Annotated in this window: 27 protein-coding genes and 1 riboswitch; of the genes, 4 read left to right on the plus strand and 23 right to left on the minus strand. The window is 42.2% G+C overall.

What is annotated here, in order from left to right; translation table 11 throughout:
* Positions 1 to 90: 90 nt before the first annotated feature.
* The 16 genes from PRIP_RS04925 to PRIP_RS05000 form a co-directional block, all read right to left on the minus strand.
* Positions 91 to 1,788: an Ig-like domain-containing protein gene (locus PRIP_RS04925; RefSeq protein WP_036099876.1), complete on the minus strand. Its 1,698-nt coding sequence runs from the start codon at positions 1,786 to 1,788 to the stop codon at positions 91 to 93.
* A gap of 289 nt (positions 1,789 to 2,077) precedes the next feature.
* A complete protein-coding gene (locus PRIP_RS04930; RefSeq protein ID WP_036099878.1) occupies positions 2,078 to 2,692 on the minus strand; it encodes a PP2C family serine/threonine-protein phosphatase in 615 nt (204 codons plus the stop codon).
* The gene (gene sigB / locus PRIP_RS04935) at positions 2,693 to 3,499 is read right to left on the minus strand and encodes an RNA polymerase sigma factor SigB (protein WP_036099879.1); all 807 of its coding nucleotides are present in this window, start codon (positions 3,497 to 3,499) and stop codon (positions 2,693 to 2,695) included. It abuts the gene before it with no gap.
* Positions 3,477 to 3,950 carry an anti-sigma B factor RsbW gene (gene rsbW / locus PRIP_RS04940; protein WP_036099881.1) on the minus strand — a complete coding sequence of 158 codons (474 nt, stop codon included), beginning with the start codon at positions 3,948 to 3,950 and terminating at the stop codon, positions 3,477 to 3,479. Before rsbW ends, sigB begins: the two co-directional genes overlap by 23 nt.
* The gene (locus tag PRIP_RS04945; protein WP_036099883.1) at positions 3,934 to 4,278 is read right to left on the minus strand and encodes an STAS domain-containing protein; all 345 of its coding nucleotides are present in this window, start codon (positions 4,276 to 4,278) and stop codon (positions 3,934 to 3,936) included. The genes rsbW and PRIP_RS04945 overlap by 17 nt, the downstream gene beginning before the upstream one ends.
* Before the next feature lie 57 nt (positions 4,279 to 4,335).
* Positions 4,336 to 5,349, minus strand: coding sequence for a PP2C family protein-serine/threonine phosphatase (locus tag PRIP_RS04950; protein ID WP_036099885.1), 1,014 nt, complete (start codon positions 5,347 to 5,349; stop codon positions 4,336 to 4,338).
* Positions 5,350 to 5,361: 12 nt separating this feature from the next.
* A complete protein-coding gene (locus PRIP_RS04955; protein WP_036099887.1) occupies positions 5,362 to 5,772 on the minus strand; it encodes an anti-sigma regulatory factor in 411 nt (136 codons plus the stop codon).
* A 2-nt stretch (positions 5,773 to 5,774) separates the two neighbouring features.
* The gene (locus tag PRIP_RS04960; protein ID WP_036083339.1) at positions 5,775 to 6,131 is read right to left on the minus strand and encodes an STAS domain-containing protein; all 357 of its coding nucleotides are present in this window, start codon (positions 6,129 to 6,131) and stop codon (positions 5,775 to 5,777) included.
* 4 nt (positions 6,132 to 6,135) lie between these two features.
* A complete protein-coding gene (locus PRIP_RS04965; protein ID WP_036099888.1) occupies positions 6,136 to 6,969 on the minus strand; it encodes an STAS domain-containing protein in 834 nt (277 codons plus the stop codon).
* A gap of 277 nt (positions 6,970 to 7,246) precedes the next feature.
* Positions 7,247 to 7,636 (minus strand): type II toxin-antitoxin system PemK/MazF family toxin, encoded by a 390-nt coding sequence (locus PRIP_RS04970; protein ID WP_052008724.1) that lies wholly within the window; start codon positions 7,634 to 7,636, stop codon positions 7,247 to 7,249.
* An 8-nt stretch (positions 7,637 to 7,644) separates the two neighbouring features.
* Positions 7,645 to 7,923, minus strand: a complete 279-nt coding sequence (locus PRIP_RS04975; RefSeq protein WP_036099889.1) for a ribbon-helix-helix protein, CopG family — start codon at positions 7,921 to 7,923, stop codon at positions 7,645 to 7,647.
* Positions 7,924 to 8,138: 215 nt separating this feature from the next.
* Positions 8,139 to 9,236 carry an alanine racemase gene (alr, locus tag PRIP_RS04980; protein WP_036099890.1) on the minus strand — a complete coding sequence of 366 codons (1,098 nt, stop codon included), beginning with the start codon at positions 9,234 to 9,236 and terminating at the stop codon, positions 8,139 to 8,141.
* Positions 9,227 to 9,610, minus strand: a complete 384-nt coding sequence (gene acpS, locus PRIP_RS04985) for a holo-ACP synthase (RefSeq protein WP_036099891.1) — start codon at positions 9,608 to 9,610, stop codon at positions 9,227 to 9,229. The genes alr and acpS overlap by 10 nt, the downstream gene beginning before the upstream one ends.
* On the minus strand, positions 9,607 to 10,998 hold the full coding sequence (hemG, locus tag PRIP_RS04990) for a protoporphyrinogen oxidase (RefSeq protein WP_036099892.1): 1,392 nt from the start codon (positions 10,996 to 10,998) through the stop codon (positions 9,607 to 9,609). Before hemG ends, acpS begins: the two co-directional genes overlap by 4 nt.
* A 27-nt stretch (positions 10,999 to 11,025) precedes the next feature.
* Complete coding sequence (locus tag PRIP_RS04995; RefSeq protein ID WP_036099893.1) at positions 11,026 to 12,507, minus strand: PH domain-containing protein; 1,482 nt, start codon at positions 12,505 to 12,507, stop codon at positions 11,026 to 11,028.
* Positions 12,500 to 12,982, minus strand: coding sequence for a PH domain-containing protein (locus tag PRIP_RS05000; RefSeq protein ID WP_036099894.1), 483 nt, complete (start codon positions 12,980 to 12,982; stop codon positions 12,500 to 12,502). The genes PRIP_RS04995 and PRIP_RS05000 overlap by 8 nt, the downstream gene beginning before the upstream one ends.
* Positions 12,983 to 13,194: 212 nt before the next feature.
* Between PRIP_RS05000 and PRIP_RS05005 the strand changes: the two genes are divergently transcribed.
* Positions 13,195 to 13,650, plus strand: coding sequence for a hypothetical protein (locus tag PRIP_RS05005; RefSeq protein WP_036099895.1), 456 nt, complete (start codon positions 13,195 to 13,197; stop codon positions 13,648 to 13,650).
* 85 nt (positions 13,651 to 13,735) lie between these two features.
* Positions 13,736 to 13,945 carry a hypothetical protein gene (locus PRIP_RS05010; protein ID WP_036099896.1) on the plus strand — a complete coding sequence of 70 codons (210 nt, stop codon included), beginning with the start codon at positions 13,736 to 13,738 and terminating at the stop codon, positions 13,943 to 13,945.
* Positions 13,946 to 13,996: 51 nt separating this feature from the next.
* Here the strand turns inward: PRIP_RS05010 and PRIP_RS05015 are convergent, their stop codons facing one another.
* Positions 13,997 to 14,482: a QueT transporter family protein gene (locus PRIP_RS05015; RefSeq protein WP_036099898.1), complete on the minus strand. Its 486-nt coding sequence runs from the start codon at positions 14,480 to 14,482 to the stop codon at positions 13,997 to 13,999.
* 9 nt (positions 14,483 to 14,491) lie between these two features.
* Positions 14,492 to 14,536, minus strand: a riboswitch (PreQ1 riboswitch).
* Between the two features lie 217 nt (positions 14,537 to 14,753).
* Here PRIP_RS05015 and PRIP_RS05020 point away from each other — a divergent pair.
* Both PRIP_RS05020 and PRIP_RS05025 read left to right on the plus strand, forming a co-directional pair.
* Positions 14,754 to 15,245: an RrF2 family transcriptional regulator gene (locus tag PRIP_RS05020; protein WP_036099899.1), complete on the plus strand. Its 492-nt coding sequence runs from the start codon at positions 14,754 to 14,756 to the stop codon at positions 15,243 to 15,245.
* Positions 15,246 to 15,252: 7 nt separating this feature from the next.
* The gene (locus PRIP_RS05025; RefSeq protein ID WP_036099901.1) at positions 15,253 to 17,859 is read left to right on the plus strand and encodes a YhgE/Pip domain-containing protein; all 2,607 of its coding nucleotides are present in this window, start codon (positions 15,253 to 15,255) and stop codon (positions 17,857 to 17,859) included.
* 58 nt (positions 17,860 to 17,917) lie between these two features.
* On the opposite strand, the gene PRIP_RS05030 is transcribed toward PRIP_RS05025, so the two are convergent.
* The 6 genes from PRIP_RS05030 to PRIP_RS05055 form a co-directional block, all read right to left on the minus strand.
* Positions 17,918 to 19,888, minus strand: a complete 1,971-nt coding sequence (locus PRIP_RS05030) for a KUP/HAK/KT family potassium transporter (RefSeq protein WP_036099903.1) — start codon at positions 19,886 to 19,888, stop codon at positions 17,918 to 17,920.
* Between the two features lie 112 nt (positions 19,889 to 20,000).
* Complete coding sequence (tsaD, locus tag PRIP_RS05035; RefSeq protein WP_036099904.1) at positions 20,001 to 21,032, minus strand: tRNA (adenosine(37)-N6)-threonylcarbamoyltransferase complex transferase subunit TsaD; 1,032 nt, start codon at positions 21,030 to 21,032, stop codon at positions 20,001 to 20,003.
* The gene (gene rimI, locus PRIP_RS05040; protein WP_036099906.1) at positions 21,029 to 21,475 is read right to left on the minus strand and encodes a ribosomal protein S18-alanine N-acetyltransferase; all 447 of its coding nucleotides are present in this window, start codon (positions 21,473 to 21,475) and stop codon (positions 21,029 to 21,031) included. The genes tsaD and rimI overlap by 4 nt, the downstream gene beginning before the upstream one ends.
* Positions 21,468 to 22,160, minus strand: coding sequence for a tRNA (adenosine(37)-N6)-threonylcarbamoyltransferase complex dimerization subunit type 1 TsaB (gene tsaB / locus PRIP_RS05045; RefSeq protein WP_036100477.1), 693 nt, complete (start codon positions 22,158 to 22,160; stop codon positions 21,468 to 21,470). The genes rimI and tsaB overlap by 8 nt, the downstream gene beginning before the upstream one ends.
* Entirely contained in the window at positions 22,160 to 22,618 is a 459-nt protein-coding gene (gene tsaE / locus PRIP_RS05050) for a tRNA (adenosine(37)-N6)-threonylcarbamoyltransferase complex ATPase subunit type 1 TsaE (protein ID WP_036099907.1), read from the minus strand. Before tsaE ends, tsaB begins: the two co-directional genes overlap by 1 nt.
* An 88-nt stretch (positions 22,619 to 22,706) precedes the next feature.
* Positions 22,707 to 23,213, minus strand: coding sequence for a VanZ family protein (locus PRIP_RS05055; protein WP_149023761.1), 507 nt, complete (start codon positions 23,211 to 23,213; stop codon positions 22,707 to 22,709).
* Between the last annotated feature and the right edge of the window lie 55 nt (positions 23,214 to 23,268).

Raw genomic sequence — 23,268 nt, forward strand, 5'->3', positions numbered from 1 at the left:
CTGCTGGTACAGTACCTCGGATATAGGTACCATTCGCAAAGTAATCATCAATCGTTGGTTTTGTTAGTTGGGCACTGATAACTGTTACAACTACGGAGCACTCTCATCCTCTCCTTCTTTTTGAGTAATGGAAAGTTTCGTTCCCTCCACTTGAGATGGAATAGTTACTTCAAAATTCCCATCATTGTTCACTTGACCTGTTCCAATTTCTTGTCCTTTTACTTTTACGCTCACCGTAGCTCCAGGTTTACCTTTTCCGCTCACTTTCGTACTGTTGGCTGTCACAATGTCAATATTACTTGGTGCGTCTAGGCCTTTTAATACCTGCGTTTCACTCACTACGCTATCCATTCCATTTTTAGTTTGACTAACAGCTAGTTTTTCACCTTCGACAGTTCTCATAATGAGCAATTCGAACTTCCCTGCATCGTTTATGGTTGTTGTTCCTACCAGATTTCCTCCTGCTTTCACATGAAGCGTAGCTCCTGGGCTCCCATTTCCAGTTACTTTGACTCTCTCTCCAGAAATAATCGCTCGAAGTTCTGTAATTTTACCTAACTCAATCCCGTATCGTATACTGTCCTTGGTTTGATTTAAGCCAAGCGATGCGCGTACTTGTACGGTGTTCCCACCAATTAGTGCAGGCACATTCGCTGTCCATTGGCCTGTGAGTGGATCTGATTTCACATTAGCAACAGGTGCTACTGCTCCTGTCCAAATAGCTATATCAGCACCTGGTGACGCTGTTCCAGATATAGTATTCATGCCTTCCTTCAATTCAGAAGTGACTTCTGGTACTTCTTGTCCCACAATAATCGTCGTGCTTTCACTGACGTCTTTCCCCTCTTCTTGCGTGACTTGTAATTCATTCCTCATTTTCTGTGCAGGTACCGTTACTTCGAAAGTGCCATTCTGAGCAACTGTCGCTGTTCCAATTTCCTGTCCACTTGATTGTACTCGTACTTTCGCTCCTTGTTTACCTGTTCCAGTTACTTTTGTTTCCTTACCTGAAACGGCGTTAACGGCTGGTTTTCCTATCCCTTCCACAACTTTTACGTAGAAATTCATAGCCCCTGTTGAACCGTTTATTCCAAATATTCTGCCATTCCATTTTTGTTGTACGCTAATAGAGTAACCTGGTGCTTGATTTACTATTGGCATTTCAAAATTTCCATCTTGGTCAACAATCGCTGATGATTTCATCGGTCTGACTTGATTCCCAAGTTTTACTGCAAATGTCACTTCTACTTCAACGCCAGGGTATCCTCCTGTACCAGTTATAGTAGTCGTATTTGTTGTTGTTAGGTCAATGTTACTTTCTGTAAGTTTCGAAGGCCATAGTTCATAAATAGAAAAAGCGGGTCTTCCACCATTTGCTGAGGAAATTGCATAATCTTCCAGCATTAAAATATGTCCCACCTCAAGCTCTGGAATAATAGCTTGCCATCTTCCATTCTCATCAACTGGTACTTTAGCAATATATCCTGAATCCAGCCCGTATTTGATAGTGACTTCCCCATCTGGTGTACTAATTCCTGAGATAGACGTACTCCCTAAACGAAATCCCTCAGTAATTTGTAAAGATTTATCGTCAGACATAGTAACATCTACAGACTCGATGAATGGAGCTTTGCTTGAGAATTTGTTCACCCCTGTAGATTTATTAGTGCTTTGGCTCATAATTTCGTTTTCTGCAGCTCGTACTTCTATTTCATTGTCTGTAAGGCCTAATGCTCCGCCTGTTGTAGCAGCTAATCCAGCCGCCCATAATAATGCTTTTTTCTTCACTTTTGTTCCTCCTCTTTTAACCTGAATATTCCTAATTATTCATTTAATTACCTGCAACCAGTTTTGACACATCATTCCCTTCCAACAGTCAATATATATTGTAGTTTTCATTATAAGCTGTATTCTTTCATTTGCATGTAGATAAATTTTAGACTTTTTTTTATAATCCAGTATAAGCAAACGCTTACTATGCCATATTTTTAAAATTAGCCGAGATCACTAGCAATGAACTGCTTTTTTTACATAAAAATAGCCTCGATCCGAATACTAATCTCGGACCAAAGCTATTCTAACCACTTATAGGAAATTCTCCGACGATAAACGTCACGTCATCTTCTGGTACATCAGCCACATTGCTTTCAATGCAATGTCCTGTCGCTTCAATTGAACCGCTTGCAAATAAATATTTCTTTACACCGCCAAGCACTAACCCGTCGGAATGCATTAAAAATTTCGAACCTGGCTTGTAATCAAATTTCTGCGTCCGAATTTTTTGCTTTCGACCAGAAAGAAATCCTGTCGATGAGATTGGAAACAATAATCTATCGTCATCACCCAATAAATAAAATCGGATATTGCCGATGCCACAATACGTCAGTTGTTTTTTGGCGAAATTCGCGTACCATATTGCTATCGCTGCGCCGCGAAGACCGCTAATCGCTTTGTTTGCTTCTGCCACAATATCTCTTAAATGCATCGAACTATGTGCATCAATTACTTCCGTCACTGCTTTAGCTGCCTTTTCCGCTTCTTTCCCGCTTCCAAGACCATCCACGAGCACACATAAAAGCCCTGATGCATCCTCTTTTATCAAAATCTGATCGCCACAATGTTTTTGCAAATGTTTCGCACGCTGGAAGACATACAAATCCACACCTACATTCGATTGTCCCGTCACATCCATTTATTCTAAATCCTCATCTTGTAGTGCTGCTCGCAACTTCTTAATTGCCTGACGTTGAATGCGAGATACATGCATTTGCGAAATATCCAATAAATCCCCAGTCTCTTTCTGACTGCGATTTTCAATAAACGTATACTGCAAAATTTTCTGTTCGCGTTCATCCAGAGCTGGCAAAACTTTCTCCAAAAGCATCCGTTGATTTACGCGTTCAAAGCCATCATCCTCACCACCAACAACATCCAGTAGCGTAATAGTACTTCCATCCGTATCTGCTTCGATGGAATGGTCTACAGACAGAGCTTGATAGCTTTTCCCCATCTCCATTGCTTCTAAAATTTCTTCTTCGGTAGCCCCAATGAAATTAGCGATATCACTGATTTGCGGCGAACGTTGTAACTCCCGTGTCAACTCTTCTACCGCGTTTTTAATTTTTGGTCCAAGTTCTTTAATACGGCGAGGCACGTGTACGCTCCACGTTTTATCGCGTAAGAAACGCTTGATTTCGCCAACAATCGTCGGAACCGCAAATGCTTCGAAACTCTTACCGAATGATGCATCATAACGACGAATAGCTCCGAGCAACCCGATATTGCCAACTTGAACTAAATCTTCATGAAATGATTTTCCTTGAGAATACTTGCGTGCAATAGATTCCACCAGGTTCTTATAGTGAACAACAAGTTCATACTGTGCGTCTTCATCTCCGTTTTCTTGATAATCACTAATCCATTTATAGACTTTTTCCTTTGCTTTTTCACGGGCTTCTTCTCTTGCCGCGAGCTCCTCAGGTCGAGATAATTTTGGCATTCCCCTCCACCTGCTTTTCCTCTATATATTTAGTCATAACTACCGAAACACCACCATCATAGTGTAACTCTACGTCATCCATCAAAGCTTCAATTAAAAACAAACCTAAACCACCGACGCGCAACATGTCCGCATCTTCGTCTTCCTCATATGGCCCAATTTCCATTTTGCGTTTCTCCGCATCAAAGCTCTTGCCTTCATCCGTTACTGTCACTTCCAGCTTATCTTCATAAACTGCAAATGCAATTCGAATTTCACCAATATCATCTTCGTTAAACGCGTGCTTCACCGCATTTGTAATTGCTTCGCTAATCGCGATTTTCAAATCTTCAATTGCTTCAAACGAAAAACCAATTCGGCTCGCAATGCCAGAAACCGTCAATCTTCCTAAACTCACAAACTCAGGCCTGGCTGGAATTTTTAGTTCAATCGTGTCATACGTTGTTGCCATTCATTTCACCCTCTACATTTTTGATTTCGATAATATCTGTTAAACCAGTAATTTCGAATAATCGATAAATCCGATCTGACAACCCAACAAGCTCCAATTCACTCTTTTTTGCTCGTAAACTTTTAAATACGCCTACAAAAACACCCAAGCCAGTACTATCCATATAGGTTACACCTGCCAAATCAATCTGTACGTATATGCCCTCGCGTTTGTCAAAACTCCCTAACGCCTCTTTTAATTTCGGTGCCGTGTATGCATCAATCTCGCCGGCCACAACAACTTTCGCATGATTACTATCAGTCTCTCTAATCTCTACCTTGATATTCATCATTCCACCTCGTCCCATTTTTATATACCCAGAGTGTATTCCCTGAATATCTTTATTCTAAACGCGCTTTAAGCAAATTAATGTGAAATCATCGCGCAGTTCGTATTCCTGCATCTTGCATAAATACTCGTATACTTCTTTGACTAGTTTCTGTGGTGGCAAATCAATCCGCTCTTCAAAGACAGTTATCAAATCCTCACGTTCAATGAAACCGTCCAGAGTACGTGTTTCAGTAACGCCGTCTGACATAATGAAAATCATATCGTCTTTAGCAACAGCTTTCTCAAATCCACGATAGGTCGCGTCTGGATCGATACCAAGCGGTAAACCACGTGCATACAAGTCGGTAAAACTTCTCGTTTTTGCATCGAAATAAAGTCCTACTTCATGACCTGCTGATGCGAATTCAAACAGATGATTTGATGTGTCGTATAGACCGTAAAACATTGTGATAAACATATTGTCATCAATGTTTGTCTCAGCTACCGCGTTTAGGTTTTGCAACATTTCGCTTGGTGTCTTTGCGGAACCACTGTAATTATCGGAGGCATATTTTAGCATCGACATACTGAATGCAGCTGGAATTCCTTTTCCGATAACATCGGCTAGTGTAACGCTAATTTTGTCATCGCCTTCTTGCATAAAGCTGTAGTAATCCCCACTCATTTGACGCATTGGTACACTTACTGCACCGACTTCAAGCCCTGCTACTTTTGGCAATTCTGATTTCATCATCATTTTTTGCATATCTTCTGCTTGAGCAATTTCGCGGCGTAATGCTTGTTGCTCTGTTCGCAAGCTAAGATGTTCCATATAAGCCAGACCGTAGCCGACCATCATTTCTAGCAATACATCGAATGAAGACGAAATATATTCTGGTAAGTCCGAGTCATATTCTTCCAAAATCGCTCGATGCAAATTCACAATTTCTTCTGGCGATATTTGTTTTTCCATCGCCTCGCGTGTCAGTTTTTCGCAATTGTATAAAACACCTTCATCCTGTTGCTTCAAATACGTCAAAACAATTTCGCGATATTTCTCCCTAAACAGCAAACTCTCTCTACTTTCCATCTTGTGTCCTCCCTAGCGGACCCACTTTTGTGTTGTAATGATTGTCCCCTTTGTGCCTTCTTCGATACTTGATACAAGGTCAAACGTGTCCATTAGGCGTTTTACACCTGGTAATCCTGCACCTAGTCCTCCAGAAGTTGTATAACCATCTTGCATCACTTGCCTTACATCATGGATACCCGGACCTTGGTCCTTCGCAATAATTTTCAGTCCATCTTTTCCTGTTTCTGTCATCTTTTCAATACAAATCTCCCCAGTTCCCGCATAAAGAAAAATATTTCGAGCAAGTTCGCTAATTGCAGTCGTTATTCTTGCTTGATCTACTGTGCCAAAGCCGATTTCTTTAGATACTTTCCTTCCTAACTGGCGAGCAGCGACTATGTCCCACTCATTGATAATCTTGACACAGGATTGGAATTCCATCTCTATTCCCCCAATTCCTGTTTTAATTTATCCAAACCACTTTCTAGGTCCATCGCGGAAAGGACACCTTCAAATGTAATACCTAATTCTACTAATGTAATCGCGACTGCTGGTTGGATTCCCGTCACAACCACCATCGCCCCCATAAGACGAGACATACTGACAACATCACCTAAAATTTTGGCAATGAAAGAGTCGATAAAATCTATAGATGTAATATCAATCACTACGCCTCTTGCGGATGTCGCATGAATTTTGGCAAGCAAATCTTCTTGAAATTCAACTGCCGTTTGATCATCAAGCTCACTCTGGATGGAAATTAATAGACATTCTCCCAATTTCAGAATCGGAATTCCCATTCTCTCACTCCTCTTTTTCTACTATCTCTCTATGAGTCATCGCGAGTGCTTTCTCCATGCCTTTTTTCATCGTGCTAGTAGTAATGACTTGATCAAGTTCAATTCCTAAGTTCACAATAGTTTGCGCAATCTCTGGCCTTATACCCACGAGCATTGCTTGGCAACCTACAAGTCGGACTGCATCGGATGCTTGAATAATGTGATGCGCTACCATCGTGTCAACGATTGGAACACCCGTGATGTCAATTAATACAACATCGGATCTATGTTTCACAACACCAATTAATAAGTTTTCCATAATTAGCTTTGCGCGCTCCGTATCAATCGTACCAATTAGTGGCATCACAGAAATACCATCAAAAATTGGTAGTAACGGGGCCGATAACTCTTGTAATGCTGTTTTTTGAACGGATACCGTCTTTTCCCAAGAATCCGCGTACGCATTTACTACGACGCTGTACATGGCAGATAGCCAATTCTCAAAATGATAATAAGCATCATCGTCAGCATTCGCCATATTGAAAACGCCCTGCTTTTTCATTTCGGTGTAAACAATCAACCCAAAATTCCGAAGTCCTTTTGTCACAAAATGAACAGACCATCCAAGATCCACTACTTTCTGAGCAAAACCATCTAGTTTTTCATTGAAAGAACCATCTTTAGAGCCTAGTACGTTAGCTACAATTAAATCTAAAAACTCCCTACTTGTATCTTCATATAATAAATCACTCGTCACTAGCAAAATCGCTGGGTCGGCTTGCACTGTCATTTCTTCCATCCATCTGCTCAGTAACAAATCTTTATTTGTATGAATAAAATTCGCAAAATCTCTATACATCTTTATTCTTCCAACCTTTCGTCTTGATTGAAACGTAACAAGTACGATTGCAACGGCCTCTTTCGTAAAAAAAGAGACACGAGAAAAGCAATGGGGAAAGAGCAATGGGGTTTGCCACAGCCTAAGAAGCTTTTCTCATGTCGGTTACTTAAAAGCCAGACATTTCTATTCTAAACTCAAGTATCGTATAATATGTAATCCTTATTCTATTCAATTTTTTTTTGCGAAACTTTATACTTGCCTAACTCATCATTTTAGTAAAGCTTCTTTTATAATATTATGTAAGAGACATGTTAGCTTTACCAACAAATATTTGCAATTTTAAAAAATCTACTAAACCCATACTGATTTCTAACGCACGATTCACTTGATTCATCAACTGACTGTCTAAATGTGTAATCTTATCCGTTAGACGCTGCTTATCAATTGTTCTAACTTGTTCCAGCAAAATAACGGAATCGCGATCGAAACCATGTTTCTGAGCTGCCTCAACGTGGGTCGGCAATTTGGCTTTAGAAATCTTTGCCGTAATTGCCGCCACGATGACAGTAGGACTAAATCGATTGCCAATATCGTTTTGAATGATGAGAACTGGCCGTATTCCCCCTTGTTCACTTCCAACAACAGGAGATAAGTCCGCGTAGTATACATCTCCACGCTTCACCATTAGCTCATTCACCCTCCTAAAACTTGTAAATTTTTATCTTCGGCTTCCGATTCCACATGTGTGCATTCACATGCAATCGAAAAGTTGATAGAAGCCATCTCAGTATATCCACGTTCCATTTCGTCACGCAAATCGCGTGCTTTCTTTTGACGTAAAAACTGTTGTGTTGCCTCCATAATCATTTCACTCCGCCCCATTTTTTCTTTTGCCCGAGCCTCGTCTAGCTCCTCCAATAATTGCTGCGTCATTTCTACCCAGATTTCTGTCGTGTCTTGTTTTTCTAACACGCGTCACACCCCCAGCTGTGCATTACTCTATAACATATATATCGTAACACTATCAGGACGCAATGGAAAGGCTTTTCGGAGTGATTTTCTTCAAAAATACGCTATTAGACCCGATTCCCTAAAAAGCAAGTTAGACTGAATACCTAACAGTTAGGAAATATGATGTGTACTTTTTCATTATAATTCTTAATTTAAAACTATGCACGTAAAAAACCTCAAAGAATGTATTTTTTTGGAACGCGTTCCGAAATTAAGCATGTTACTTCATAATTAATCGTCCCTAAATGGCTTGCTGCCTCATCTGCCGTGTTTGGTTCGCCGATTAAGGTCACTTTCGTACCAGTCGGATAATATCGCGGTAAACGAATTATACATTGGTCCATACAAACTCGGCCAATCACTGGCATCCGCTCGCCATCGATGGATACTTCAAACCCTGAATAAGCACGAATAAAACCATCCGCGTAGCCAACTGGCAATGTAGCGACCCATTCCTGAGACTTGCGTTCATAGGTGGCGCCGTAACTTACACAATCGCCAGCCGCAAGCTCTTTCACCTGCACAATTTCGGTATAAAAAGATAACGCCGGGCGTAACGCAAATGGCAAAACTGGCGCAATTTCTAGTGAAGGTGTCAATCCGTACATCGAAATGCCAAACCGAACCGCGTCAAAGTCATGCTGATTTTGTAACAATGCCGCTGCACTATTCGCACAATGTATAATCGCTGGACGTTCTTTAAGCGAAGCAACCACTTCCTTAAAACAGCCTAGCTGCTTCTCAAAATACGACGTCTCCAGCTGGTCCGCCGTTGCAAAATGCGTAAATATACCTTCAAAAACGAGATCCTGACGCTTCGCAATCTCGTCCTCCACATCACGTACCGCATCAAACGACCTGACGCCAAGCCGCCCCATTCCCGTATCTACTTTCAAATGAATTCGTAAAGGTATTTTTAGTTCTGGCAATTGGCGCAACCAATCCACATCAAAAACCGTCACCGAAATCTGCTTTTCTGCAGCTAGCTTCGCGTATTCTAAAGGAACTGCTCCCATCACCAAAACTAGCTCATCAAACCCAGCTTCCCGAAGTGCCAACGCCTCATCCAAAATGGCGACACAAAAGCCTCTTGCTCCAGCATCTTTGGCTATATGAGCAACTTCAAGCATACCATGGCCATACGCATCGGCCTTCACAACCGCCAACAAATCCACCTTCTCTGGCAAATGGCGCCGTTCATTCTCAATATTAGCACGAATATTAGCACGATTAATTTCCACCCATGTTGGCCGGTGCCATCCCGTTACCGCCATTCTTTCTGCCCCCTGTCCACTTCCTCAATAATAACCTGCGCCGCAGCACTCCGTCCTGTATGTGTAATACTTACAAACACTCGCTCATCCAAGCGTTTTGGTTGCGTTAAAACTGGGCGCCCGTTAGGTAATGTCAGCACTTCCACATCTGTAAAATTTAACTCTTTCCCAAAACCAGTCCCATTCGCCTTCGCATATGCTTCCTTCGCAGAAAACCGTCCTGCCAAAAACTCAACTTGACGCGAACCACTATATTTGGCAAACAGTTTCTGTTCCTCCGTCGTTAAAACCCGTTCTACAAATCGCGGATTCTTTTCTAACACTTGCTTTACACGGTCCAAATCAATCATATCTAACCCCACGCCCTTAATCATGGCTGGCTCCCATTCATTACAAACTGGCTCGCATCATTCGCCGCCGTTCTCCCAGCGTGAATACAATCTGGAATTCCAACACCTCGGTAAGACATGCCCGCTAAGAAAATATTCGGGTGTTGCTGCTTCAAATCATGTTCTACCATCTCTAGGCGTTCCTGGTGCCCAACCGTATATTGTGGCATCGCTTCTTTCATTCGACTTATCTCATAAAACAATGGCTCACCTTCTAGCCCAATCATTTCTTTCAAGTCTTCCTGCACATGTCGTACCATTTCCGCATCTGTCTGTTCTAACAGACCAACTTGTCCAGCCTTACCTAAAAAGCCTCGCAGTAACAATTTGCCATCAGGAACCATATGTGGCCATTTCTCCTGTACCCACGTACATGCCGTAATATGATAATCTCCAGTCCTAGCGACTAAAAAACCAGTCCCTTCAGGTAAATGAGACACAGCATCTTGATTATAAGCTAACGAAATAGTTGCCAAGCTTGTCATCGGCTGCTCCATCAAAGGCTTCACAGCAGGAACATCTAGTAAAGACAGGACCACATCATGCGTCGTAGCAATAATAATCGCATCTGCAACAATTCGTTCTCCATTTTCCAAAACAACCGTTGTGTTCTCAATACACTTCACAGCCGTATTTGCGTGAAGCCTTTCTGCTGGTAACGCCTTTACGAGCGCATCCGTCAACGTCGATAAGCCACCAGCAAGTGTCCGAAACGCGCCAATTGTTTTCGCCGTTCCCGTCGTATTCACAGTCTCCGGGCGATGACTTTTCAACCCATACATCAAGCTTCGATATTGTTTCGCCGTACTTTCGAATTGAGGAAAAGTCGCGCGCAGACTCATCTCATAAATATTTCCCGCATAAATCCCAGCCAGCAAAGGTTCAATCAAGCGTACTACCATCTCTTTACCAAAGCGATACTCAAAGAAATCCCCAATCGACTGATCGGCTTCCGTCACATTCGACTCCAACATCAGCTCTTCCAGCGCGCGAACCTTCCCATCCTCCGTCAATAAATCACTTTCTAATAACGCACGAATATCCGTCGGAATTCCCATCACAGACCCTTCTGGAATCGGGTGGAGCGCCTTATCATGATAAATATAAGACTTACCAGTCGCATTCGTAATTAACTGATCCGTCAAGCCCAAATCCTCCACTAATGCCAGTCCAGCAGGCTTGCGCGCCAAGAAAGAATCTGGCCCTTTCTCAATAATAAAGCCCTCGCGCAACACCGTGTTAAATTTCCCACCAAAATGACCGTCCGCTTCAAAAAGATGCCAATCCACTTCTTCTTGATTCATCTGGCTATTCAAATAATATGCCGCCGACAACCCTGTCAAGCCTCCACCAATAATTATGATTTTCTTCATTTGAATCCTTCTTTCTGCATCGTAGACTTATCTCTTCGACGGCTGATACCAATGATACAGCCGGTTCGCATCCGCACTTCCCATATAACGAACAGACGACTCTAAATGCGTCTGTCCTGATTTTAATAACACGGAAAAATGCGCCACATTTCCCTTACGCATCCAAATACTCTGGGAACGCTTCGCTGACTGCACGCGCTGCTTCAACATGAAATCTGTCCTTCTAGCAATAAACGGTCGTCCTCGCAAAACAAGCTCTGTATCCGTAGCATAAAAACCTGTCGCTCGATATTCCGCAATCGCTCGCCATCCAAGAAGTGGCAACAGCAATAGACTAAACAGTCCCCATGGGAAAAATAAAATGCCCAGAATCAGAATCACCGGAATTGCCCAAATCGTATTAATAAAGAAGAACCGCCGTAAACTTGACTTCGGCACACGCTCCAAATGCTCCATCGGAAAAGTATACCCCTCCAAAATTTGCGGCAAGACTTCCAAAGCCTTCGCTTTCTTCACGATGGGCAAAATCACAATGTCTCCTGAATTCTTCTCATCCCCAGAGCTCCCAGCCGTCACCACTCGCACCGTAGCCAGTTTTAACATTTGACGTAGCGGTGATTCAATAAATTTAATCGACTGAATCCGTTCCAAAGAAATGGATGTATGTTGACGCTGCAATAATCCTTTCTCAACAACAAGATGATCTTCAAAACGCATCAGCTTAAATTGGAAGTATTTAAATAATGTCGTCACAATCGAAATACCCCATAAAACAAGAATAACCAAGACAGCGATTAGAATAAGAATCACAATCCCAAATCGAATCAACATCTTAAACTGCTCTTCAACAAAATCATCTGGAATCAAATCCCGAAACTGCTGTCCAATTGCTAAAATAACCAAGAAAGCCCCAAAGACACCGCCCGACGTAACTGCCATCAGCAATAACTCTTTTGTCTCTAAGCCAAATGTGAACAACGGCTTCTCCTCATTTTTTTCTTCCACAACCGCATCAGCCGATTCTTGCAAAGGAGCATCTTCCTCCGCTAATTCCGCAATTTTGCCCGCACGTAAATCTTTCAATTCTTGCGCGACACTCGCTGGCACGGCACTCAAATCGGCTTCCGCTTTCCCCCCACCAGCAGTTTCAATTAAAATCTGCACGACATGAAAAGGCATGTAAAAAAACCACTGCTTCTGCTGCACAGTCTGAATCCGTTCATACGGAATGAAGATATTTTTCTTAAAAAACAGCCCATATTTCACTCGGATTCCCTTATCATCCATGCGATAGCGATATGTAAAATACTTAATCAAAGCAGGGGCGAGCAGCAAAATAATAAGCGCAATAACAAGCAACGGATACATCCACCAAGACAAAATCCCCTTCCCGCTAAAATTACGAAACAGAGTAAAAATAACCACTGCAATCGGAATAATACTCTGGCGAACGCTAACAATTAATTCCTTAATAAGTGCAATCGGATGCAGTCGTCTATCCTCATACATCTTCCTTCGCCACCTTTACCAGTTCTAAAATATGATGCCGCAGCGTATCAGACTCTTGCGCACGAACAGCCTCAATATGATGCACCGTTGCAGCCGTTGAAATCGATACCCGAACTAACTTTTGACGACGTAAAAGCGGTCCTTGCTCCGTTTCTACATGTTGCACACGAATCATCGGAATCAATACCCGACTTCTAAAAATAATGCCATGCTGAATCTCTATCTCATCGTGCCTAATCTGATAACTCCAACGCGCCCAACGAAACGGCACGATTACAAACAACGTCAACACAAAATAAAGTGCAGTAACAGCATAACCAATCAAACTCCACCAAAAAGAAATATCTATTGCACGAAACAATATACTAAGACCGATAGAGACTACTAAGAAAATCCCAATCGTAATGAAATACGTCTGTCGCCAGACTTTCTTAATCTCCTCAGGCAATTTCTGCGCCAAATTATCAAGCTCCATAAAAACGCCTCCTCTTTTTCTTTTTATCATACTTGAAAACCCCTGAAAAATAAAGCTTTATCCTCTGATATCTTGCAAGCCTTCCGAGCATTTTTCTACCCTTATTTCTATTTTTCATGTATCATTTCATCATGACACAAAACTTCTTCTTTTGTTCATAATTTGTTCATTTCTTGTGTTTATACTTAAAGTTAGAAAGGTGGTAGTGACGTATGAGAAATTCTTTTTTTAAAGTACTTTTATTTATTTTATTCTTTTCGACTAGTATACATATTCCTGTTCAGGCGGCCACTGCTAGCCCGACGACTTCTAGCTTAAATGCTGATGCCTTTGTTGATATGTTTGAAATAGATGATTATACTGCAGCTAACCCTTATATCGTGGTTTCTGGACACAGCGCTTCCATCACGTTCACCACAGATGAAGCCTCTAAAATCAGCCTGCACAACGATGTGACAACTATCAAAACGAAAGATTACGTGCAAGACCAAGAAATCACGGTCTCCCTTTTACAAGAAACCAATACATTTTTACTTACCATAACAACCAAATCAGGTACAACAACAACGTACCCCATTACGATAAAAACAGCGGCTAAGCCCAAGCACAAAGTCATGCCAAAGTTTGCAGAAACATCCATCACATCACCAAGAAGAAGTCATTATTAGAAAACTCTCTCATTATTTTCATTTTCGCTTCACCTTAATCCTGTAGAATAGAAGTATCAACAGCTACAGGAAGGATGAAATCACCTTGAAAAAGAAAATTGGATTTGGGCTCTTATGTTTCGTCATTGCACTAGGCGCCAGCATCCTACTCACACAACCAAGTGTGAAAGATACGGCGAATGATATAAAAACCAATTATATCGAAGCTACATCGACTGAAAAGATGAGTAATCAGCTAGACACGTTGATTCAAGAACAAAAAGATTGGTTCATCGAAAAATTAAGTGGATCATAAAAAGCATGATAACAGCCACCTCAATGGTATGTCATCATGCTTTTTTGCTTGTTAATTAATAATTTTCTTGAAATCGATGCGTTTATTGATATAGTACATAATTGGCGCACCTACTGCTAAAACGATGCATTCGCTGATAGCCAGTGTCAACCATGTGTAGAAAAATGGTAAGGAAGCCACTAACGCAAGTTCCCATGCAATAATAAACATCGTTGCCGAGAATACAAGTGTTGTAAGCACCATTCGTATCTTCACGTTCTTCACATACTTACTCAGTAAAATAACGATTAAGAGTGAAATAGCCGATTGCCCGACGCCAAACACTAAATCATACCATCCGAGCGGTGAAAAGAAATTCGCAATCAACACACCTACCACAATTCCAAAAAAATACTTCTTATCAAACACGATTAAGTGGTTAAACATTTCAGACAAGCGAAATTGTATATTCGTAAATCCAAAAGGCGCCACAACCAACGTCACGACAACATAAAGCGCCGCAACAATCGCATTGATTGTCAACGTTTTTATTTTCATTTTATAACTACTCCCTTAGTTTTTTTACGTAGGATGGTTTCGAACTACGTTTTCTCATCTATGTTACATTAAAAGCCCTGCTACATCAAGGTTTATTTTCACGTAAATGATTTTTTCAAAAACGTAAGCGCATACTTAGGAAAAAACACTTGCTTTTTTTCGCAAATGGGTGTAAATTCAATTATAGACTTTTTTTATCCACGATGAAAAGCCTTTTCTTCACGCTTAATCAGGGATAAATAATATCCACAATGAAATCGAGGTGAATCTCATGCAATTGACCAAAGGCGTAGAACAAGCGATTTGTATCATTGTTTTGCTATCGACGCAAGATAATCATAATCCGCTCGCATCCGACACGATTAGCGAACATTTACAAGTATCGCCTTCGTACTTAAAGAAAATCATGCGTAAGCTCGTTGTCCAGAATATTATTCGTTCTGTACCAGGCAATAACGGTGGTTTTTCCTTAGCGAAAAGCCCAGAGCAAATCACACTTTTGGAAGTCGTCGAGTCCATGGAAGGCGAAATTTCAATTTATCCGGACACAGGGTTGATCAACAAAGTTTTCCGCGATGGTGTGCACACTTCTAAAGGGGAAGCAGTGCTGCATGACGTCTTTAACGGCGCCAATAGCTTACTTCGCGATTACTTAGCCAAACAAACAGCCGCAGACCTACTCAAACGCACGATGGAGCAGTCAGAAATACCAGTTCTGAACTGGAACATAACGAACCTAAGCAATCAAAACAAGAAAGAGTGATTTTTTTATGAACATGTTAAAACAAGAATGGAAACGGCTATTAAATAACAAAATCTTGCTCGTTTCGACAATCGTCATTTTATTTATCCCAATCTTATACGGCGGTGTTTTTCTAAAATCCGTCTGGGACCCTTATGGCAAAACTAACGCCCTTCCTGTTGCGGTCGTCAATGAAGACCAAGCCGCGAGTTATGAAGGCGAGAAGCTCGATGTCGGGAACGAACTTGTCAAAGAACTAAAGAAAAACGATGACCTGGACTGGAATTTCATCGACGCAAAAGCAGCACAAAAAGGTCTCGAAAACGGTGACTATTACATGGTCATCACAATCCCGAAAGACTTTTCCAAAAACGCATCTACCGTTCTTGATGACACGCCTAAAAAAATGAATCTTTCCTATGAAATCAACCCAGCGCAGAATTACATCGGTGAAGTTGTCACAGGACAAGGCGCATCAGCAGTCAATGCTAAAATTTCCAAAAAAGTAACAGAGAGCTACGCCAAAGCGATTTTCTCACAAATTTCTAAAGTTGGCGATGGCTTCCAAACGGCCGCAGATGGCTCGAAGAAATTAGATGAGGGTACTATAAAACTAAAAGATGGCAGCAAAGAACTAACAAAACAGCTGAACAACTTGGCTAGTAGCACGCCAGAATTAGCGAATGGTGTCACAAAATTAGATAATGGTGCAGTCAAACTAAACGCTGCCCTATCCCAATACACCGCTGGAACGAGCCAACTACAAGCTGGTTTAGGCGACTTGCAATCAGGAACGAGTCAATTAGCAGGCAAATCATCTGAACTCGTAGCAGGTAGCATGAAACTTGCCGACGGTCTGAATACGCTAAACAACAGCACGGAGACACTAGCCGCTAAAGTTCCTGAACTAAACAACGGCCAACAACAATTAAACGATGGCCTCAAACAACTACAAACCGGTAGCCAAAAACTAAATGCCGGCTTACAAAAAATGAACAACGGCCTACCATCCAACGAAGATATCACGCAACTTTCCAACGGCCTAAAAGCAATGCAAAGCGGTATTGCCCAAATCAACAGTAAACTTGGCAATTCCGATGCTAGCGCTACAATGAAAACCATCACAACCGAGATGGAAAACATGTCCACAGCCATTAAAGCGCTCGGCGGAACGATTCAAAACAACGGCAAAAACACGACAGCCGCGATTACAAACACAGCCGCTTTTAAAAAGCTAACACCTGCAGAACAGCAAGAAATCGCAGGCGCATTGCAAACCGAACTGACAAAACAAGCAGGCGAACAAGCACAAATCGCCTCACAACTAGGAAAAAGTTTGACAACAACTGCTACGACATTACAAACACAATTAAAACCAATGGCAGACAACATCGGCACACTAAAAGCCGCGATTGGCGAATTAAACAATAAAGCAGGCATCTTGTTACCAGCAGCAGACCAAGCAGTCAACGGTTTTACAGCTGTTCGTACTGGTTTAACAATGAACAATGGCTTACTCGATGGCTCTAATCAACTAACTGCAGGCCTTGCACAAGTGACGAAAGGAAGCAACCAACTAGTAGCCGGAACATCACAACTAAGCGCCAACATTCCAGCACTTACAAGCGGTGTTTCCCAACTCGCAGACGGTTCGAACAGCCTAAACAGCGGCTTAACAGCTTACACAAATGGCGTGAACCAAGTAAATAGCGGTGTCGGCCAAGCAATCAACGGCGCTTCCAAACTAACACAAAACAATCCAGCCCTACTAGCCGGATCAGGCGCGCTAGCGGACGGAACGAACCAACTGACAGCGAAAGTTCCAACACTCGTAGATGGCTCTCAAAAACTAGCTGCTGGTTCCACAACACTAAGCAACGGTTTGCTAACATTGAACGACGGTACAAACGAACTCGCAACGAAATTACAAGACGGTGCCAAACAAGTTGGTGACATCAATCCATCTTCACAAACATACGACATGATTGCCCAACCAACAAAACTAACCGAAGAAAAACTAAGCAATGTACCAAACTACGGTCACGGTTTAGCACCTTACGTCTTATCTCTTGGTCTTTACGTTGGCGCACTTGTGTTCAACTTTATCTTCCCAATTCGCCGTCCATCCATGACACCAACATCTGGCGTTTCATGGTGGTTAAGTAAATTCTCTATCGGGTTTGTCGCTGCTATTTTGCAAGCATTAATTCTTGATTTTGTGATGTTAGCACTTGGTTTAGATGTCGCACACATGGGAGATTTCTTCTTGATTTCGATCTTGACGTCTCTCACATTTATGTATCTCGTAATGCTTTTAGCAACAGCGCTCGGCAATCCAGGACGCTTTATCGCGATGGTCATCCTTGTTCTACAACTTGGTGCCAGCGGAGGAACGTTCCCAATGCCATTAACAGACGGCTTCTTCAACGCAATCAATCCATATCTACCAATGACACACACGGTTTACGGCTTCCGCCAAGCGATTTCATCAGGCCTTGGAAATCATCTTTTTGTAGTGAGTGCATGGATTTTAGTAGGCTTAATCGTACTTTTCAATGCCCTGCTTATCCTAACGCTAACCATTCGCAAAAACAAACGTTTCCCAGTCACAACACTACACGAACAAACCGTGTAATCATAACAAAAATACCGCAAAATCTGACCTTGACGGGTTTCAGGTTTTGCGGTATTTTTTAGTTTACTTCACGAATCTTTCTTGTTTTCTTCTTCGATAAATAAAGCGGTACATTTTCGAGTTGGACGTCGCTATATTCTAGCCCAAACCAACTTTCTGGCGATGTTGTAAAGCGTTTGATTAACAGCTTCATTTTCATAATCGAACGTTGCCAGTTCGTTAAATCGGCTTCTGTGCTTAGCTCATCTCGAACGAGTACGAAGCAGAAATCACCGAGCGTACGATTAGTCGCCGTCGAATATTTTCGTTTCTGCTGAGCTAATTTCCCTTTGCTGATGAGGTCTTTGGCGATTTGATGTAGGAATACGTTGATATCTTGTTCAACGCGGAAACCTAATTTTAATTGGACGCGAATGACAAAATCTGTGTCAAAGTTCTCGACAGTATAATAGGCGGTGTGAGGTCCATCTACGACTTGCACATTGACAAACCAATAAACATCGGCGCGTTTAGGACGCTTATCCAAAATCGATGCCATGACTGCGTGTTCCACTCGTGCTGGATTTCTATTACTCGTTAAATAGACCAGATTATGCGCGAATTTAGGATAAGCGCCATCGTCTTTTAATTTTGTAAGACTCGGAATGAACTTCTTGATTGGCACGCTTTTAACGAGCTTCGACTTGATATAGTAACCAGTAAACCAAATGTACATGAGTGCCATGATAATTACTGCAAGGATTACTGCGACAAAACCACCATGCATGAATTTAGCAGCACTAGAGATAAAGAATGCGAGCTCAAGTACGCCAAATGTCATTAAAATTGCGGTTGTCGTAATAACAGAAAAGCCTTTTTGCAATAGGAATTGGAATAGTAATATCGTCGTCATAAGCATGGTCACTGTGATGGAGAGTCCGTATGCAGCCTCCATATGACTAGAATCTTGGAAGTACAGCACTACCCCTAAGCAAGCAATCCAGAGCACACTGGTGACAGCTGGAATATAGACTTGCCCTTTTGTTTCAGATGGATAGCGAATGCTTAATCTTGGTAAAAGGTTAAGCGCAATGGCTTCCGAAACTAGCGTATAAGCTCCGGTGATTAATGATTGTGAGGCGATAATTGCTGCCAGTGTGGCGATAAGAACGCCATACATAATAAACGGTTCTGGCATACTTTGGAAAAACGGATTAACAAACGGATCATCGATTTTTTTGAGCGATAAAATCCAAGCACCTTGTCCAAAATAGTTAAGTATTAAACACACTTTTACAAACGGCCATGTAATATAAATATTTTTGCGACCAACATGGCCTAAATCAGAATATAAAGCCTCGGCCCCTGTCGTTGCTAGGAAAACACTACCAAGGATAAGAAATCCTGCCTTATTTTGATCACTAAAAAGTAACTCCACAGCATAATATGGTGAAAATGCGCGGAAAATCGATAAGTCTCCTAAAATATTAATAATCCCTAAAATACCCAAAGCGGAAAACCAAATTAGCATTGTTGGGCCAAAAATTCGCCCAATAAACATCGTACCATAGCGTTGCATGAAGAAAATACAGCTCAAAATGGTGATAACAATCATGACAATCAAAGTCGTGTTACCTGTAAACAATGTCTCAAAAGCTGGAATCTCCTCAAGTCCTTCAATAGCGGAAGTAACAGTCACAGCCGGCGTCAAGACACCGTCAGCAAGCAAAGCCGCGCCACCTATCATCGCAGGTATAATCAACCATTTACCACGTTTACGAACTAAAGCATAAAGTGAGAAAATCCCACCTTCGCCATGATTATCAGCGCGCAAGGCGATGATGACGTATTTAATTGTTGTAAGAAGTGTCAATGTCCAAAAAATTAGTGATAATGAGCCAATAATATAATCTTCCGAAACATGGTTTAAGCCACCATTACTTGCAACAATCGACTTCATAACATACAACGGAGACGTTCCAATATCGCCATACACAATACCTAATGTCCCTATTGCAAGCCCCAACCTTATTTTATTCTTTTTCTCCACCAGTCACGCACCCCCCCCAAAAAAATTTCTTTGCATCGTATTATACCACCAATACCCTAAAAAAACGAGCATATTCCTAATCTAAATTCATAAGACTAGAAATATACTCGTATTATGCGCCATAAGTGTCCTCAAATAACAGGCCTGGATTAGCATTCATCGCTAAATCGCTGAAAATGCCTTGTTCATACATAATCGTTCCTGCGGCTGCAATCATCGCTGCGTTGTCACCACATAAAGATAGCGGTGGAATAATCAATGTTATATCGGGAAGCTCTGATGCGACTTGTTCTGTTAACCGTTCTCTTAACCCGCGATTGGCTGCGACGCCTCCTGCTAGAAGTAATTGCTTCACATCGTACTCTTTTGCAGCCCGAATCGTTTTCGCTACAAGTACATCTACAACGCTTGCTTGAAAACTTGCTGCTAAATCTGCCTCGTTTAGCGCCATCTCTTTTTGCCGGAGGTTGTGTACAGTGTTGATAAACGAGGACTTCAATCCGCTAAAACTAAAATCGTAACTCGCATCATCCAGCATTGCGCGCGGGAAATGGAAACTGTCTTCGCCTGTTGCCGCCAATTTGTCGATTTGAACGCCGCCTGGATACGTGAGGCCAAGTGTTCGCGCTACTTTATCGTAAGCCTCGCCGGCTGCGTCATCACGCGTTTCGCCAATAATGTCAAAACGGCCATGTTCTCGCATGACGACAAGTTCGGTATGACCGCCGCTCACGACGAGGGACAATAACGGAAACTGCATTTCTGTTTCAAAGCGATTCGCATAAATGTGACCCGCAATATGATGCACACCGATTAATGGCTTATTATGAATGAATGCTAATGTTTTCGCTGCATTGACGCCGATTAATAATGCGCCTACGAGCCCTGGTCCTTCTGTTACTGCGATAGCATCGATATCTGCCATCGTGACGCCAGCTTGTTCGAGTGCTTCTTCTAATACGATTGTGATTTGTTCGACGTGATGACGCGACGCGATTTCTGGCACGACACCGCCAAACCGTTTATGACTCTCGATTTGTGATGCTACCACATTGGATAACATCTCTTTGCCACTTCGTACGACAGAAACCGCCGTTTCATCACAGCTCGACTCGATGCCGAGTATTAATGTTTCTTTTTTCATAGCTCCACCCACATCACCAGCGCGTCCTCGCCATTATCCGGATAATATTTTTTCCGAATCGCGCCGTCCTTAAATCCAAATTTTTTGTACATTTGTTGTGCCCGATTGTTCGTCACTCGGACTTCTAACGTTAACCGCCGCACTGCCTTTTCTTCGGCGATGCGCAGTAATTCTTGCATCATTGCTTTGCCGTAACCATGCCCTTGCTCGTCTGGGTAAATCGCGATGTTTGTAATATGTCCTTCATCAAGAATCATCCAAACACCCGCATAGCCAATGACTTCGCCAGCTTTTTCAGCCACAATATAATACGCGTAGGCATTCGTGTAAAATTCACTGCGAAACGCCTCTTCACTCCACGGGGATGTGAAAACAGCGGTCTCGATTCGCAACAATTGCTTAATATCCGCACCATTCGCTTGTCTAAACGTGATGTCACACATCTCGATTCGCCTCAAGCCACTTGCTTTCTGCTTCCGCCAATTTCAAATACTTCGGTACAAAACTATGTGCCTCAACACCATGCGCCTCACTGGCTAGCTCACCAAGAAAAGCTGGTCGTGGATAACGCAACGCTTCTTTCGCAAAAATAGCCCGATCCCCAAGAATCCCCTTCGCTTCTGTTGCAAAAGCTGTGACAGCGTCTCCGATGAATAAAATTCGTTCATTTAGCGGCGCCAATGTTTGAAGCAAATCGGCAAAAGCATGATGCCCATCCGCCTTTTTCGCGACCATCGTCTCGCCCTGCGCCTCATACACACCCGCATATACATTTCCACGACGCGCATCCATTATCGGCACCACAAGCCCGTCAAAAAAGCGCCCGTTCTGCGCCATCAGCTCTAAACTCGATACGCCGACTAACGGAATTTTTAAATCCCACGCCATTGTTTTAGCGACAGTAACACCGATTCGCAAGCCCGTGTACGACCCTGGACCTTCTGCCACAGCGATTTTCGCCAAATCTTGCGGTGTGATATCACACGTTTTCATCAGGTCCGCAATCGCCGGCAAGAGTCGTATGCTATGATTTTTTTTCAAGTTCGTGATGAATTCACCAACGACCACCTGATCGCGCCACAAACTAACGCCCAACGTGTCATTAGACGTATCAATACCAAGAATTATCATTTCCCAAAAACCTCCGAACACATTGTTTCATAACGCTTGCCAACAGGCTCCACTTCCATTTCCCGAACATGTTCCGATACATGTTTCAACGTCACACGTATGTATTCTTTCGGCAAATCCGCAGCAATAAAATGCGCCCATTCCACAACTGATACACCACTGCCTTGAAAATATTCCTCCAAGCCCAAATCATCGTCCGCATCTTCCAACCGGTACACATCCATATGATACAGCGGCAAACGGCCTTTCGTATACTCACGAACAATCGTAAACGTCGGACTTTTCACCATCTGCGGAATTTCAAGCCCTTCTGCCAGCCCTTTTGTAAAAGTTGTTTTTCCTGCGCCTAAATCGCCTTCTAAAAGAATCACATCGCGAGCCACCAAACGCTTCCCAATCTGCCGAGCAATCGCGCGCGTCTGTTCTTCACTATCCGTTTTTATCTTATAATTCATAACGTCACCTTTATCATTTTTATGTACATATCATACCATAAAAAAACGAGTAAAGTTAGTGTCTTGTTTAGCAAAAAAAGAAGATGCCTCAGATGACATCTCGTTTTCGTATGTTGTTCATAATAAAATAGGCAATTCCTAAACCGACTAACGCGCCTGTAAAATCAAGCATCACATCTTGCACAAGTGGCGTTCTACCACCCGTTAACATTTGGTGAAACTCGTCAAACGAAGCATAAAATAACGGAATCCCCGCACTAAGCGCCAAAGTAAGCCATTTTCTTTTTAACCAAGCACTTAAACCTACGAATAAACTAAATCCGAGCACCGCGTAAGAAAAGAAATGCGCGCCTTTTCGAATAAAGAACTCCACAAAAGAGCTATAACCCTTCGCTGCAATACTTATTTCAGAACCCGCATAGTAAAAGGAAATCGCGGATAACTGCTTTTCAAATGGCTTTCCGGCCAATATTTTATCTAAATTCGATACTAACGATTGCTGTTCATATGTCTGCGATGAGGAAAAAAATAGCACAATAATGATGATCAATGAAATGCCAATAAAAACCCACGATAATTCCCTTCGCAAAAACACCACTTCCCTACATTTTTTCGCAATTTTAACATAAGAAGATTAAAATTAAATGAAA

It is taken from the genome of Paenilisteria riparia FSL S10-1204, assembly GCF_000525995.1.
GTDB classification, from domain to species: domain Bacteria; phylum Bacillota; class Bacilli; order Lactobacillales; family Listeriaceae; genus Listeria_A; species Listeria_A riparia.